The sequence below is a fragment of the Pseudomonas fluorescens NCIMB 11764 genome (assembly GCF_000293885.2).
Lineage (GTDB): Bacteria > Pseudomonadota > Gammaproteobacteria > Pseudomonadales > Pseudomonadaceae > Aquipseudomonas > Aquipseudomonas fluorescens_B.
This window is the reverse complement of the sequence record NZ_CP010945.1, coordinates 4,284,847-4,300,751: the sequence shown is the minus strand read 5'-3', so window position 1 is coordinate 4,300,751 and position 15,905 is coordinate 4,284,847. Positions and strand designations below refer to the sequence as shown.

General features: G+C 60.0%; 11 protein-coding genes and 1 pseudogene. 3 read left to right on the top strand and 9 right to left on the bottom strand.

Annotation, left to right across the window (positions count from 1 at the left end; translation table 11 throughout):
- Window positions 1-103 precede the first annotated feature (103 nt).
- Together B723_RS19730 and B723_RS19725 are read right to left on the bottom strand one after the other, a co-directional pair.
- On the bottom strand, window positions 104-958 hold the full coding sequence (locus B723_RS19730) for a helix-turn-helix transcriptional regulator (protein ID WP_017338515.1): 855 nt from the start codon (window positions 956-958) through the stop codon (window positions 104-106).
- A 188-nt stretch (window positions 959-1,146) separates the two neighbouring features.
- Window positions 1,147-2,118, bottom strand: coding sequence for an XdhC family protein (locus B723_RS19725; protein ID WP_017338514.1), 972 nt, complete (start codon window positions 2,116-2,118; stop codon window positions 1,147-1,149).
- A 90-nt stretch (window positions 2,119-2,208) separates the two neighbouring features.
- Between B723_RS19725 and B723_RS19720 the strand changes: the two genes are divergently transcribed.
- Window positions 2,209-2,994, top strand: coding sequence for an alpha/beta fold hydrolase (locus tag B723_RS19720; RefSeq protein WP_017338513.1), 786 nt, complete (start codon window positions 2,209-2,211; stop codon window positions 2,992-2,994).
- Here the strand turns inward: B723_RS19720 and B723_RS19715 are convergent.
- From B723_RS19715 to B723_RS19685, 7 genes are all read right to left on the bottom strand, one after another.
- Complete coding sequence (locus B723_RS19715; protein WP_031318852.1) at window positions 2,987-4,339, bottom strand: MFS transporter; 1,353 nt, start codon at window positions 4,337-4,339, stop codon at window positions 2,987-2,989. The genes B723_RS19720 and B723_RS19715 overlap by 8 nt on opposite strands.
- Window positions 4,340-4,520: 181 nt before the next feature.
- On the bottom strand, window positions 4,521-5,324 hold the full coding sequence (locus tag B723_RS19710; protein WP_017338511.1) for an enoyl-CoA hydratase/isomerase family protein: 804 nt from the start codon (window positions 5,322-5,324) through the stop codon (window positions 4,521-4,523).
- Between the two features lie 19 nt (window positions 5,325-5,343).
- Window positions 5,344-6,882, bottom strand: a complete 1,539-nt coding sequence (locus tag B723_RS19705; protein ID WP_017338510.1) for an AMP-binding protein — start codon at window positions 6,880-6,882, stop codon at window positions 5,344-5,346.
- Between the two features lie 5 nt (window positions 6,883-6,887).
- Window positions 6,888-7,388, bottom strand: coding sequence for a (2Fe-2S)-binding protein (locus B723_RS19700; protein WP_017338509.1), 501 nt, complete (start codon window positions 7,386-7,388; stop codon window positions 6,888-6,890).
- A gap of 2 nt (window positions 7,389-7,390) precedes the next feature.
- Entirely contained in the window at window positions 7,391-8,197 is an 807-nt protein-coding gene (locus B723_RS19695; RefSeq protein ID WP_017338508.1) for an FAD binding domain-containing protein, read from the bottom strand.
- Window positions 8,194-11,193 carry a xanthine dehydrogenase family protein molybdopterin-binding subunit gene (locus tag B723_RS19690; RefSeq protein WP_017338507.1) on the bottom strand — a complete coding sequence of 1,000 codons (3,000 nt, stop codon included), beginning with the start codon at window positions 11,191-11,193 and terminating at the stop codon, window positions 8,194-8,196. The genes B723_RS19695 and B723_RS19690 overlap by 4 nt, the downstream gene beginning before the upstream one ends.
- Before the next feature lie 163 nt (window positions 11,194-11,356).
- Window positions 11,357-13,567: a putative bifunctional diguanylate cyclase/phosphodiesterase gene (locus tag B723_RS19685; RefSeq protein ID WP_017338506.1), complete on the bottom strand. Its 2,211-nt coding sequence runs from the start codon at window positions 13,565-13,567 to the stop codon at window positions 11,357-11,359.
- Between the two features lie 255 nt (window positions 13,568-13,822).
- On the opposite strand from B723_RS19685, the pseudogene B723_RS34165 reads away from it, so the two are divergent.
- Together B723_RS34165 and B723_RS19680 are read left to right on the top strand one after the other, a co-directional pair.
- Window positions 13,823-14,089, top strand: a pseudogene (locus tag B723_RS34165) (PAS domain-containing protein); the annotation flags it as partial.
- A gap of 207 nt (window positions 14,090-14,296) precedes the next feature.
- Window positions 14,297-15,388, top strand: a complete 1,092-nt coding sequence (locus tag B723_RS19680; RefSeq protein ID WP_425311825.1) for a methyl-accepting chemotaxis protein — start codon at window positions 14,297-14,299, stop codon at window positions 15,386-15,388.
- Window positions 15,389-15,905: the final 517 nt, after the last annotated feature.

The window sequence follows — 15,905 nt, the reverse complement described above, 5'->3', positions numbered from 1 at the left end:
TAGACGCTACAAATTTCGTAACCTTTAAAAGCTCAGAGTTTCAAGATGAAAGACTAACTTCATCGGCGGGAGCATTACCCAATACTCCCGCCCTCCTCTCGGTTCAAACCGCCGTATAACTATCAACCACACGCCGATACTGGCTGGGGGAAGCGCCGATATGCTGACGGAAGAACCGTGTGAAATGACCTTGCTCGGAGAACCCTAGGTTCTCCGACAACAGGCCCAACGTTCCACTGCGCTCACGCTCAAGCCAGGCAAAAGCCCGGCGCATGCGCGCGTCGTTCAGCAGCAGGGTCGGCGTCATGCCGGTATCTTTCTTGAACAGCGCAAAGAAGTGTGCGCGCGATAGACCACAAGCCCGCGCGGCGTTGTCGATCGGGTTCGGATCATCGAGGTGCTCAAGCAACCAGGCGGTGCCACGGCGCACACGCGCGTCCCGGAACTCATTTGAGTTCGGCGCTCCCAGTAGCGACAAATGCCGCCAGCTGGAAAAGTCCTCGATCAGTTCGATCAGGAAGTCGAACAGCATGAATTCCATGCGCTCTTTCGGCACGATCCCGCAACCATGCGCTTCGGCGACCAGGATGTCGGCCAGGGTGCGATTACGACTCGACAGCTCGATGCACGACCGGGCGAAAAAGTCCGGGCGACCGCTGAGCGCCAGCGACTGCTGGGCCGTGGCCAGCCAGGCGGGCTCGATGTAGAGCGCCAGGATCAGGGTGGCACCGGCACCCGGCTGCGGATCGTAGAAATGCGGCTCCCAGGCATTGACCAGCACCGCCGTGCGATCGCTGAGCGGAACCCGCCGACCGTTGACATTGAAGTAAGTGTCTTCGCCAGACACTTTGACCAGCACGTGGCATTCGGAATGGGTGTGGGTGACCAGCGAACGATCCATATTCAGCAAGGCGACCCGTCCAAACCTGCCGTGGAAAACCCGTTGGGCAATCGACATCAGATTCCTCCGCTCGCTTGAAGCGATATTGTTATCGGCCTCAATGCATATCATCGGGGCGCTTATCTATTTCACAAGCCCGCCGATCGGTCCATGGTTCAGCAACACTTGGCTGGCCACTATCGCGCGCGAATGACCGAGCGTCTACCTCGACTTTCGCAGCCCCCACACTCGTCGGAAAAACCGCCTTACAAGGCATGGCGCTCTTTCCCGTGATAAACGCGCAGGATATCGGCCACCACCGCCAGAGCGATCTCCGCCGGGGCCTTGCTGCCCAGATCGAGGCCGATGGGCATGTGTAAACGGGCGATCTGTTCATCCGTCAGACCACCGATGCGTTTCAGCCGCTCGGCGCGCTTGGCCGACGTTGCCTGAGATCCCATGGCGCCGATGTAAAACGCCGGAGTGTGCACCGCTTCCATCAGCGCCAGGTCATCGATTCGCGGATCGTGAGTCAGCGCCACCACCGCCGTCGCCGCGTGGCAACCTCCGGCGGCAATGAACATTGAGGGCAGCACACGCTGCATCTCCACGCCCTCGAGATGTACATGCATCATCTCTTCCCGAGGGTCGCAGGCGATGACTTCGCAGCCGATGGCGCGGGCAAAACTGGCACAGACTTCAGCCACAGGCGAGAGTCCTGCCAGAATCAGGCGTAACGCCGGGCCAACGCTGATGCGCACTCTTTCGCCGTCGACTTGCACCCGCTCGCTGCCGTGTCCAGTGTCTGGGTCCAGACGCAACGCACCGCTGCTCAGCTCGACATGACGCTGCAGACGGCGCTGCCCCAACAACGCTGCTTGCAGACTCTCCAAGTGTGCGATCCATTCGAGGCTGGCGGCGCGATGCTCGACCAGCACGATCAGCACGCCGCCACAGGGCAATCGTAGACGGTGGCGCTGCTCGATGCTGTCGCCATAACTGACGATCTGCGCCGGGTCGCGTAACTCACCGCGCGCCAGGCTTTCGAGAAACTCCTCTTCGACGCAGCCACCCGACAGCGAGCCGACGTGTTCGCCCGTGCCATTGGTAACCAGCATCGCACCCGGCGCACGCGGCGCCGAGCCATAGGTGGAGAGCACCGTGCACAGCCACTGGGCCTGCCCTTCGCGAGCCCATTGCAGTGCCTGGTCGATCACCTGAACATCGAGATGACGCATGTTTTCTGTACCTCAAGCAAAGCGTGGTGCTGCATGCAGGGTTACGTTTACGGTAACCTGCGAGCAACCTTGTTCAATCGTTGATTCAACATGTCGCCACAACAATTTCTGCAACTTGGGCCGCTGCGCCTGGAATATCGCCAAATTCCTGCGGCTGACCCATCGCGACCGACGCTTGTGCTGTTGCACGAAGGCCTCGGCAGCGCCGATCAATGGAAAGACTTCCCCCAGCGCCTGGCCCAGGCTAGCGGTTACGGTGTAGTCACTTACAGCCGTCAGGGTTATGGGCAATCGAGCCCGGTAACCCTGCCGCGTCCGCTGAACTACCTGAGCAGCGACGGCCCTCGTGAACTGCGGCAGCTGCTCGATGCCTTGCAACTGCCGCAAGTGGTCTTGCTCGGTCACAGTGACGGCGCATCCATCGTCCTCGCCTATGCCGCCGCCAACGATCCGCGCGTGTTGGGCAGCATTGCATTGGCGCCTCACGTGATTGTCGAGACCGAGAGCCTCGATGGCATTCGCCATACCACTGATGTTTGGCATCAGGGCGAATTGCGCGAACGCCTGGCACGCCACCATGGGGTCAATGTCGACGGCGCTTTTCACGGCTGGAGCGACAGCTGGTTGCACCCGGATTTTTCCCTGGACGATCTTGAAGCGCAGTTGGCCTATATCGAAAAGCCGCTGCTGGTCATTCAGGGTCGCGAAGACCACTACGCCACGCCCGAACAACTGGTGGTCATCCAGCGGCAGGTGCCTGGGCCGTGCCGCTGTGTGTTGCTGGATAACTGTCGGCACTTTCCCCAGACCGAAGCGCCCGAGCAGACCTTGCAGCTGATCTGCGAATTCCTGGAGCACCTCCCCGCCTTTATTTGAAATTGCCTTGGGTTTCTGGAATCACCACACTGCCAATCAGGTAGATCACAGACAGACCGACGGCGAAAAACGCCAGTACCATGGGGATCTGCGCGGGGCTGCTGCTGACCAGAGACACAAAGGTCGGCATGGTTCCGCCGAGGGCGAAACCGATGTTCCAGGACAATCCGGTGCCGCTGGCTCGCAGCTCGGTGGCAAAGCGTTCGTTGAGGAAGATCAGAATAGGCGCGATGATCGCCCCGCCCATGAAGCCTATGCCCATGCAATACAGCGCAGTGCGGGTCAGCGAACCCGGCTCGGCGACCCCAAGGAACATCATGGGCAGGCCCACCAGGTTGATCACACCCAGCAGCATGAAGGTCTTCTTGCGACCGATCAGGTCACTCAGGTAACCGAAGGCCAGTGCTCCGACAATGGTCGCCACCGACCCGTACATGAGCATCTGCGAAGTCTGCGTATGGGGCACTTTGGCGACCACGTTGAGCAATGTCGGCAGATAACCGCAGGCCAGGTAATACGTGGCACCGCCGCCAAACGTAATCAGCAGATTGACCAGCATCACGGCGCGGTACTCACGACCGAACAGACGCTTGAGTGGCGACACGACCACCACCGCCGGCCCCTTGGTTTTGCGGGCTTGTTGCAGTTGCTGCCAGACCGGGGTTTCTTCCAGGTAACGGAACATCACCAGGCCGAAAACCGTGCTGAGCAGGCCGCAGAAGAACATGAAGCGCCAGCCCCAGACGTCAAATTCTTCCCCGGGAAAGATCTCCGACAACACCAGATAAGTGAATGACGCCAACAGCGCGCCCATGCCGGCGCCGGCACCACCGATCAACCCGGACATCAAGCCGCGATAGCGCGGCGAGATGGATTCGGTGCCGATGGTGTGAGTGGAGGCAACGATGCCGCCCACGAAAATGCCCTGAATCACCCGCAAGACCAAAAACAGTATCGGGGCCAATATGCCGACCTGATGAATGGTCGGCAACGCGCCAAACAGTGCCGTTGAAATACCGACGCCGACCATCGACACCATCAACGCACGCTTGCGACCGTGTTTGTCGGCATACGCACCGAAGATCGCCGAGCCCAGCGGACGCACCAGCAAGGCCACGGCGAACGACGCATAGACGGCGGCCAACGACAGTGTCGGGGTGTCCGAGGGGAAGAACAGGCGGCCGATGATCGGCGCCACATAGAGCAGAATGAACAGGTCAAACAAATCCAGCGCCCAGCCGAATGTCGAGGCAAATGCCGCGAGCAAGGCCTTGCCCGGTGGAATCTGTGGTGTATCGCTAGCGGCGCTGGAGGGTGATGCAGTTATTGTTGTTGTCGTAGTCATGGTTGCCTCACACAAACGGTGATCGAACGTTCTGCATCCCGGTGCACGGGTTGCGAGTAATCAGCAGGTCAGCGGTGAAACCTTGATGTGCCCTTTCAGTTGCATTGAAGGGGCGGCAGGCCCTGCTCCGTAAGGCGTACGCTGTTACCAACATACTCCCGGGCCCGCTCGCCAGTACGATTTACTCGCCGATAAACACGGCCGTACGCTTGCTGTGAAACGCTTCAACGCCTTCCTTGAAGTCCTTGGAGCTACGCAAACGGCTATAGCAGTGACCTTCCATTTCGATCGCGACGGTCAGCGGCGCATCTTCGTTGTCGTTGATCAGTTTTTTCGCCGTGCGCTGAGCCAACGGCGAGAAGCGCCGCAGTTCATCGACCAACGCGTCGACGGTGCTTTCCAGTTCGGTATCCGGCACGACCTCGGTTGCGATACCCCAGGCGTAGGCCTGGTCGCCGGTGATGCGTTTGGCGCGCATTACCATGTGTTTGGTGCGGGTGATGCCGATGATTTTCTGCAGGCGCGCAGAGCCACCCGAGCCCGGGATCTGACCGAGGTTCTGCTCAGGCAAGGCGTAGCGAGTGGTTTGCGAAGCAATGCGGAAATCGCAGGCCAGGGACAGCTCGAAACCGACGCCGAAGGTGTAACCACGGTTGGCAACGATCACCGGTTTTTCGCAACGTGCCGGTGCCGCAACGTTCCAGGCCAGCTTCGAAACGTGCTCCGGCGACGCTTCGAGGAAGCCCTTGATGTCACCGCCGCTGGAGAAGTGTTCACCCACCGAGCGCAGCACGATGACGCGCACGTCTTTGTGTGCATCGAGGGCTTCGAAGACCAGGCGCAGTTGATCGCGCTGGCCCATGGAAATAACGTTCAACGGCGCCCGGTTGAGGATGATGTCAGCGCGCTCGCGGGACGCATCGACTTCAACCTGGAAGCCATCGAACTGCGTGTCGAGAAATTGCTGGATCGCTTGTTGTTGCATGGGAGTGTCCTCTGGATGATTAGCTGATGGCCTTCAAGGCCTGTTCCTGAAATTCGGCCAGCAGCACGCGCCGCAGCACCTTGCCCACTGGAGATTTGGGAATCTGATCGATGAAGTGGTAACGCCGTGGCCGCTTGAATTTCGCCAGGCCCGAAGCGATGCAATGGGCATCGAGGTCGCATTCCGAGACTTCGGCGCGCAGCTTGATAAACGCGGCAATGATCTTGCCCCACTGCTCGTCGGGCAGACCGACCACCACCACTTCTTCCACTGCCGGGTGCAGCGACAGCATGTTTTCAATTTCCGCCGGGCTGACGTTTTCGCCGCCGGTGATGATCAAGTCATCGACACGACCCGTGACGAACAGATCGCCTTCCAGATCGAAGTAGCCGATGTCCCCGGTGAAATACCACCCGTCACGCAATGCCTTGGCGTTCGCTTCGGGGCGATTGAGGTAGCCTTCGAACGCCTCGTCACTCGCCAGGTCGGCGATGATCTGGCCCTCCTCCATTGGGTTGACCTGCACATCCACCGTTTCAGCATCGATCGGCACCACGCGCACGCGCTGGTTCATTGCACTGCGCCCTGACGAACCGGGTTTGCGGCTGGCTTGCTGGTCGATGGTGAAGGTGTAGATCTCCGAGCTGCCGTAATGATTGACGAACAATTGCGGCTGGAACGCCTGCTCGACGCGACGCATCAAACCGTCGCTCATCGGTGCACCGGCAAAGCCGATTTTCTCCACACTGGCGACTCGCTCGCGGGCAAAGGCCGGGTGTTCGATGAGCATGTGGTAGAGCGTCGGCACCAGGTACAAGTTGCTGACCTTTTCCCGCTCGATGGCCTGCAGCGTGGCCTCCACATCGAACTTCGGCACACAGACAAAATGTCCGTCGATCAGCGCCATGGACAGCAACGAACGCACGCCCATGGTGTGGTAAAGCGGCATGACACCCAGCGTGCACTCGCCCTGGCGGTAGAGGTTTTGCGCTACGTGGGCAACCGCCGCGGCGCGTTCACTACGGTGCCGACGCGGTACGCCTTTGGGCTTGCTGGTGGTTCCGGAGGTGTACAGCAACAGTGAAAAATCTTCGGCGTCGGCCTGCAAAATGATGCCGGAGGGGGTCTGCGAACACAGTTCCTCGAAACTCAGGTCGGTGTTGGCAGCACGCAGACCGGTGGCGATCCGTGGCAGCCTTGTGGCGGCGCTGCAACCGGCCACGGCGGTCACGGTCGCGTCGTCGTAAGCCACTGCACGGATTTGCGCGTCTTCGATGCAGTAGCCCAGTTCCTCGGCAGTCGAACGCCAGTTCAACGGGGTCATGACGATGCCCGCAAACTGACACGCCCAATGCAGGGTTGCCATCTGCCAGCGGTTTTGCATCACTACCAGCAGTCGATCACCGCGTTGCAGCCCAAGGCATTGCAAGCCCCAGGCGGCACTCTGGATATCGACGAACCATTCTTCATAGGTTTTCTTCAACGCACCGTCACTGACCGCCACGGCGTGCGGGCGGCGTTCAACGGCAGCGAGGAAACTGCGTCCGAGATCGAACATTTTTGTTATACCCCTTTGTTCGTTTGGCGCTGGGCAGCGACTTCGAGCACGGCCTGAACGATGCCGGTGTAACCCGTGCAGCGACATAGATGCCCCGAAAGCATGTCGCGTACCTGGGTCTCGTCCGGGCTGGGTACCCGTTCGAGGAAATCCACGCAGGACATGAGAATGCCCGCAGTGCAAAAGCCGCACTGCAAGGCGTGATGACGGCGAAAGGCTTGTTGCAGGTCGCTTAGTGTGTCGTCGTCGGCCAGGGACTCGACGGTCTCGATACGTCGCTCGTGCCCCTGTACCGCGAGCATCAGGCAGGAACGCATGGCGACTCCGTCCACCAGCACCGTGCAGGCACCGCAGACACCGTGTTCGCATCCGACATGGACACCGGTGGCACCGAGGTCGTGGCGCAGAAAGTCGCAAAGTTGGGTCCGCGGTTCAGCCAGGGCTTCGCGGGAGCGGCCATTGAGTTCCAGGCGAATCGGAAAGGTTTGGTCGGCAGTTACACGCATGTTCAGACTCCTTCAATCAGCTGATGGCCCAGCTCGCGAATAAGTTGGCGGCGATAGGCAGCGCTGGCCTGCACGTCGTCTTGTGCATCGAGCGACCAGGCGGTTTGATTGAGCGCGTCCGGCAGCGCGGCACCACGAGGCAGGCTGCGACGTTGTGGACGGTCGGCGACCCCGCCGATGCCAAGCTCGACCTGATCCGCGCCGATGGCCGCGGCCAGGGAGACAATCGCGAAGTCGCCGTGGCGCATGGCGATTTCGCGGAAGCGATAGGTGATGCCTTCGCGCTTGAGCGGAAAACGCACCTCGACGACCAGTTCATCCGCACGCTTGTCGGTGGTGAGAATGCCTTGGAAGAAATCGGCAGCCTTGACGATGCGCTTGCCTTTTTTCGACTCGAGAACGATCTCGCCGCCCAGCGTCACCAGGCACAGCGGCAACTCGGCGCTCGGGTCGGCATGAGCCACCGAACCGCAGACTGTGCCGCGATTACGCGTCTGGAAGTGACCGATCCAGGGCATCGCCAGTGCCAATAAAGGCACCTCGTCCATCAGGGTCGAACGCGCCAGCAGTTGCGCCTGTCGTACCCCGGCGCCTACCGCCAGACAATCCTTGCGCAGTTCGATATAGGCCAGCTCAGTCACATGATTGATGTCGATCAGCAACTTGGGTTGAGCCAGGCGCATGTTCAGCACCGCCATCAGCGATTGACCGCCGGCGATGATGCGAGCTTCCTGGCCGTACTCGGCGAGCAACTCAACCACCTGACGACGGGTGTCAGCCCGAACGTAATCGAAAGCAGCCGGTTTCATTGCGCACCTCCCTTGCCAAACAGCGCGCCAAGCGAGGCCCGCAGTCGCGCCCACCAGCCGGTGGAGATGGCTTGGCCGCTGACCCGTTGCGACAGTCGAGTAAAGATTTGTCCGATGATCACTTTCGAGGCCCCTTGCAACATTCGGCCGCCGACCGCGGCGACTTTGCCGCTGACCGCCACCTGGTATTGGTATTCCAGACGTGTGTGGCCATTTTCCAGTTCGACGAAACGCACCTTGGCCTGACCCTGGGCCGACCCCATCGAGCTGCTGCCGGAACCGGACAGACGCAATGAATGCGGTGGGTCCAGATCACTCAGGGCGACCTTGGCCTCGAAGCGCGCACGGATCATGCCGACGCCGACGGTGACGTCTGCGCGGTAACGGTTTTCGCCTTCAAGCACGAGGTCGTGACAACCGGGAATGATCGCCGCCAGCGTCTGCGGGTCGAGCAAGGTATCGAAGACCTGTTGCGGCGAAGCAGGAATCACCACCGAGTCGTTGGCCCGCAATGCCGGTCCACCGGCAGGTGCTGCGTCGAGGTTGTCATCGGCCTCCATACCGGCGGGCCGTGGCGGCTCGTCGATGCCGATGAGCGTACGTACTTTCGATGGCGTCAGTGGCAGACGGATGTCCGAGCGACCGAGGGCGTCGGCCACCGCGTTGGCGATGCATACCGGCGTGCTCATATTGTTACCCTCGCCCACACCCTTGGCGCCCAGCGGGGTGAATGGCGATGGCGTTTCCATGTGCAGGATCATCGGTTCGATCACTTCCGGTGCGGTCGGCACCAGATAATCGGCGAAGGTCCCGGAGAGGAAGCTTCCGTCCTCGCCATAGGCGAATTCTTCCATCAGCGCCGCGCCGAGGCCCTGGGTGAAGCCACCCCGAATCTGGCCATCGACCAGCGCCGGGTTGAGCAGGCGGCCGGCGTCATGGCAGGTGACGTAGCGATCGATGTGGATCTCGCCGGTCATGCGGTCGATTTCCAGACCACAGATGTCGAAGACAAAGCCGTAGCACAGCGAGCTATTGACCTGATCCTGATCGTCCGGTGCCTCCAATTGCGGAGGGCTCCAGAACGCGGTTTCGCGCAGACCGCCGCTTTCACCTTCCGGCAGCAGGCCCGGCGACCAATGGGTCGCACCGGCAATCCGATGGAATGGCGCTACCGCCCCACCATTGACCACAAAAATCTTGCCGCCCGCGAAACGAATATCTTCGGGACTGGCCTGCAATTGCTCGGCGGCAATCGCGGCGAGGCGATCACGTATCTTCAGCGCTGCCTTGTAGACGGCACCGGCCACCGCTCCGGCGAAACGGCTGGAATAGTTGCCAGAGGCAATCGACCAAGCGTCCTTCTGAGTGTCCAGCTCGACGTTGACCACGATGGATTCTAGCGCAACCCCAAGCACTTCGGCGACGACCTGCGCCACGGTGGTTTGATGGCCCTGCCCTTGCGGTGCCGAGGACACGTGCACACTGACGTCACCCAATGGGCCGACGTTGATGGTGGCGGTGGCGACAGCGCCGTTTTTCGGACCGGCCTTGCGCCGCTCTTCGGGTGTCATCGCGGTGGTGATGTATCCCATGTTGGAAATCGAAGGCTCGATGACGGCGGCATAACCGATGCCGTAGATCCGGCCTTCGGCACGCGCCTGATCACGACGTTCGAGCAACTCGTCGAGTCCACCGTCAGCCGCCGCCAAGGCAATGCCTGCCTGGTAATTGCCGGAATCGAGCAACGCACCGGCGGCCGCGCGATAAGGGAAGGCATCGGCCGGCACCAGGTTGCGGCGGATCACGTCCAACGGATCAAGCTTCAGCTGCACGGCGATGTGTTGCAGCAGCCGCTCCAGCGCGAAATATACCTGCGGGCCACCGAAACCGCGGTTCAGGCCGGAAGGGGTTTTATTGGTCAGCACCACTCGGTTGCGCACTTGTAAATGGCGGATCGCGTAGGCGCCCGTCAGGTTGCCGTGCATGCGGTAGAACGTCGCCGGTTCGGGCGCTCGGAGGTAGGCGCCACAATCGTCGATCTGGTCATAACGCAATGCGGTGATGCGGCCATCGGCTTCTACCGCCGCTTCAATTTCGGTCACCCGATTGGTCGCCGAAGAAGCCCCCTGAAGATGTTCCAGACGGTCCTCGACCCACTTCACCGGTGCACCGACCTTGCGTGACGCCAGGCCCATCATCACCACGTAAGGGAAAACCCCTTGCTTGATGCCAAAGCTGCCGCCGGAATCTTTCGGTGTGCGTAAACGCAAGCGGTTACCGGGCACATTCAGTGCCCTGGCCATGACCGTGTGCAACGCATAAGGGCCCTGAAAATTGGCCAGCACGTCATAAATGCCGGTGGCGCGCTCGTACTGAGCCAGCACCACATAACATTCAATGGGTGTGCAGGAACTGCGCGGAAACTTCACTTTGAGCGAGACTTTGTGCGGCGCCTGCTCGAACGCTTGCTCGGGCTCGCCATAACGAAAGTGCCGTTCGTTGACCACGTTGCTGCCGACTGCTTCGTGCAGGATCGGCGCCTGTTCGGCGGTGGCCAGTTCCGGGTCGATGATTGGGGGCAGCGGCTCGTATTCAACGCGCACACCTTCGATGGCGTCCTCGGCCAGATAGCGGCTCTCGGCGATCACCACGGCCACCGGCTCTCCGACATAGCGCACCTTGTCCACGGCGACGCACCAGTGCTCCATCGGCTGACGCACACCCACCGGAAACGGCAGCGCCCAGCGTTTGACGTCTTCGCCGACCAGCACGCCGTGCACGCCTTTCATCAGCAGCGCTTTGGAAAAGTCCACCGAGGTGATCCGCGCATGAGCGTGGGGTGAACGGATGATCGCCGCGTGCAGCGTTCCCGGAGGGATCGCAGCGTCATCGGCATAGCAGCCGAGACCGCGCAACAATGCGGCGTCCTCGACACGGGTCTGACGGGCGCCGATGTGGCCGGTCTGGCTTTTTGTAGCAGGCTGGAAACTGGTCATATTTTTCGCGGCTCTTGTTGTTGTGCAGCGCGATAGCGTTAGAGCCGAGTGTGTGAGAAAGGCGCAGGGAGCGCCTTGCCTGGGGAGAGGGAGTTCTGCGCTGGAGTCTGAAAATTTGCCTTAGCGTCTGATTTTCAGGTCTGGGACCCGACAGGATTGGCGGTCAGGTATGGGACGCGGGATGGCTCAGGAACGCTTCGATTTCTGCATAGGGCATCGGTTTGGCAAAGTAATACCCCTGGAAAACATCGCAGCGACTGCCCTTCAGGAAATCCACCTGAGACGCCGTTTCCACACCTTCGGCGACCACCGTCAGGCTGAGGTGATGGGCCATGGAAATTATGCCTTGGGTGATCGCAGCATCGTGATGGTCGGTGGCGATTTCCTGGATGAACGAGCGGTCAATCTTGATCTTGTCGATGGGCAAACGCTTGAGGTAGCTGAGGCTGGAAAAACCGGTGCCGAAATCATCGAGCGCGATGCGTACACCCAGGGCCTTGAGCCGGTGCAACGCGTCGACCGCCTGTTCAGCGTTATGTAACAGAAGCGACTCGGTGATCTCCAGTTCCAACTGTTCACCACTGAGACCCTGTTTTTCCAGGATGGCTTGGACACACTGGACGAAATCGCCACGCTGAAAATGCATCGGCGAAATATTCACGGCCATCGAGATGCCCTTGATGCCCTGCTCGCCCAACTGACGCAACTGCGCGCAAGCCGTATCGAGTACCCAAAGGCTCAGCGGGATGATCTGACCACTTTCCTCGGCCACCGGCACAAACACCGCTGGGGAGATAAACCCTTTTTCCGAATGCTCCCAGCGCAGCAACGCTTCGATCCCGACCACCCGACCCGTGCGCGCTTCTATCTGCGGTTGATAATGCAACTTCAACGACTGTGTTTCGATAGCCTTTTGCAGGTCATTACGCAGGCTCGCGTGCTCGCAAACGCGCTGATTAAGATCGCTGGTGTACCATTGAAAGTTGTTGCGTCCCTGCTGCTTGGCTTTGTACATGGCCATGTCAGCCTGCTGGATCAGCTGCATCGGCTGTTCGAGGTAGCCATCGCTCAGTGTGATACCGACACTTGCACTCACGTGCAGGTCCATGCCCTGAACGCAGTAGGGTCTGGCAATGCTGGCCATCAATCGCTCAGCCACCGGTACAACATCCTCATCACGAAGCAGGTCCGGCAATAGAACGATAAATTCATCACCGCCCATGCGCACGATGGTATCGCCGGGGCGAACCTGCTGGGTCATACGCTGCGCCACCTCAATCAGCACCTGATCGCCGAAGTAATGCCCGATCGAATCGTTGATGGATTTGAATCCATCCAGATCAATGCACATCACCGCCAGACGACGCTTGCGCCGACGACTGATGTGACAATCCAGCATAAGCCGGTCTTCAAGCGAAACACGGTTAAGCAAACCGGTCAGGCGGTCATGGCTGGCGTTGAAGCTCAATTGGCGCTCGAAATGCTTCTGCTCGCTGATGTCTCGGGCTATGCCAAATACCCCGACGATCTCTCCGTTGACCATGATCGGCAGGTTGGAAATGTCCATGGTCAGCAATTTATCACTCTCGTCGAGAAGCCGTGCCTCGAAGCGTTGAGGCTCTCCAGCGCGGGCTGCGGAAAAATGCTGACTGACCCGTTCCAGGTCTTCTTCGAGCAACAGGCGGGAAAAGTGATGACCGAGGAAATCGGTTGCGGTGTGCGGTTTCAGCTTCAGGCCTGCCGGATTCACACTCTGGATGTTGCCGGCCAGATCGAGGGCGAACACCGGGTTGGGGTTGTAGGTGAACAATGATCGAAAACGTTGTTCGCTTTCCTCCAGACGTTGGCCGTCACGTTCGCGGCGGATCGCAATGACTGCCAGTTGGGCTGCAAAGGCCAATCGTTGAATCTGCGCCTCGTCCGGCGCATGGGCGCGGTTCTGGTACAGGGCAAATGTACCCAACACGTTTCCTTGATGGGAGAGCAACGGCACCGACCAGCAGGAACGCAGGTTATGCCCCAGCGCCAGGCTGCGGAAACGCTCCCAGTTCGGGTCCCGGGCGATGTCTTCGGTGACCACAAGCTCGCGCCGGAACGCTGCGGTGCCGCAGGTTCCTTCCTGTGGACCAATGGCCATTCCATGAATCGCCTCGTTGTACTCGGCTGGCAGTCCGGGCGCCGCGCCGCTCAGCAAGTGTCTGCCCTCGGCATCAGTGAGCAGGATCGAGCAGACGGTTTCGGGGGCCTGTGCGTCGAGCATCTGGCAGATAGCGCAGAGTATGTCGCTGAGATGATGATCGGTCGCGATCATGCCGAGAATGTCACGTTGCGACTCTGGGAATGTCTTGCTGTGCAAGCTCGGACGAGTATTCATGGTGGCTCCTGAAGACTCTCGAGGTCGTCCGGTCTTCAGAGAGCCAGAAATAGTGGGCGGCCGATCACTGTCCTCTAGTGCGTCGGACGCGCACTCTATAGAGCACCGACTCACTAAAAAAAGGCTCAGATCCAACAAAAAAAACAGTATCAGATTGCAGGCGTTCGGACGAATGACCGCCCCTTTTGGAATGACTCATTAACCTTTCTCATATTGCAGCCGATGCCCCTACGTTAGGGCATAGGAGCAATACAGATGAGAAACAACCAACCAGTTACACAGCGCGAGGTCACCCTTGGGCCTCAACAAAAACTCATCTCGGCAACGGATGCGCGGGGCGTCATCACGTACTGCAATGACGCCTTCGTCGAAATCAGCGGTTTCAACAAGGCCGACCTGATCGGCGCGCCTCAAAACATCGTTCGTCACCCCGACGTTCCTTCGGCCGTCTTTGCCCATATGTGGGGCGCGCTCAAGCTTGGCAAGCCGTGGATGGGCATCGTCAAGAACCGCTCGAAAAACGGCGACCACTACTGGGTGAACGCCTACGTCACGCCGATTTTCGAGGGGCGTGAGGTTGTGGGCTATGAATCGGTCAGGGTCAAGCCGACGGCCGAGCAGATCCGTCGCGCCGAAACCCTCTATAAACGCATCAGCCTGGGCAAGTCGGCCGTCCCGGCCAGTGATCAATGGCAACCCGCCCTGTTCGCCTGGCTGCCGGTGTTGACCATGGGCCTGGTGGGTGCATTGGGCGGCGTGTTCCTCGGCATGTCAGAGGCGATCATCCTGGCTGTCGGCGTATCGGTGCCGCTCGGGCTGTGGGTGTCGAGTCGCCAAAACCGCGGCGCGCTGCAACTGCTGGAAATGGCTGAAGCCTCCACCTGCGACGCGTTGCTGGCCAAAATGTACAGCGACGAACGTGGCCCCCAGGCACGCCTTGAAACGGCGTTTGTCAGTCAGGCCTCCCGGCTCAAGACGTGCCTCACCCGGCTGCAGGATACGGCAGAGCAACTGACCGGCCTGGCCGGCCGATCCGACGGCCTCGCCGCCGACAGTTCCCGTGGGCTTGACCGCCAACGGGTCGAGACCGAGCAGGTGTCGGCAGCGGTCAATCAGATGGCGGCCACCACACAGGAAGTCGCCAGCCACGTCCAGCGCACCGCCGACGCTACCCAGGAAGCCAATGTGTTGACCGGACGCGGACGCGACGTGGCCCGGGACACCCGCGAAGCCATTCAGCGCCTCTCGGTGGTGGTGGGTGAAACCGGGCTGACAGTCGCGCAACTGGCCAAGGACAGCAATGACATCGGCACAGTGGTCGATGTCATCAAGGGCATTGCCGACCAGACCAACCTGCTGGCGCTGAACGCCGCCATCGAAGCCGCGCGAGCCGGCGACATGGGCCGAGGCTTTGCGGTGGTCGCCGATGAAGTGCGCCAGTTGGCGCAGCGCACGACGGAGTCCACGACGCAAATCCATGGGCTGATTTCCAAGCTGCAGGTCTCGTCCAACAACGCGGTGAAAACCATGGAAAGCGGTCAACGCCAGGCCGAAGAAGGCGTGGCGTGGGTGCTTGAGGCCGATAAGGCATTAGTCGGTATCAGTGAGGCCGTCGCGAACATCACGGATATGACCACCCAGATCGCCGCTGCGACCGAGGAACAAACCGCCGTGGCCGAGGAAATCAGCCGCAATATCACGACCATTGCCAATTTGGCGGATCAGACATCGGAACAAGCCAGGCATTCGGCAGAGCTGAGCAAGGAATTAACCCAGACCGCTAACACTCAGTACTCGTTGGTCGAGCGATTTAACCGATAACCATCGCGTCGGGCACTCAAGCGCATAGATCAATGTGCTCTGTCGCCAGACTTTCTTGGGCGGTGTGACGAGCCGCCCCCTTTCAGGGCTTTCGAGTTAAGCCTGTTTCATGACCCGTTCAATCATCCTGCAGGCCTGATTCTTTGTCAGGAGTTCCTGGGTAATGGCGACGGGTATCGCCTAAAGATCCAGGCAGACACGATGTTGGTAATAGTTCAGGAATGGAATCTGGTCATAGATTGATTTAAATCAGATGACACAACAACCAGTGAACTCAACCTGCTTTACGTCTTCTCCTGCATTCGAGTCACTCATGTCTGAAGCTCCCGGAAAACTACGGCCAGGTGCACGGGTTGCATTGGAGTCGGTTCAATGACCGGTGATTTTCGAAGATGTCAGGGTCCAGCCAGGAATGACATCGGGAGACTCGGTCAAACCCGAACATCTGAAATGATCTGTCTTTCTGCGCTTTAGACACCGCGTCAGCATCGCCATGCTGCCATTGCTGCCGCATCAA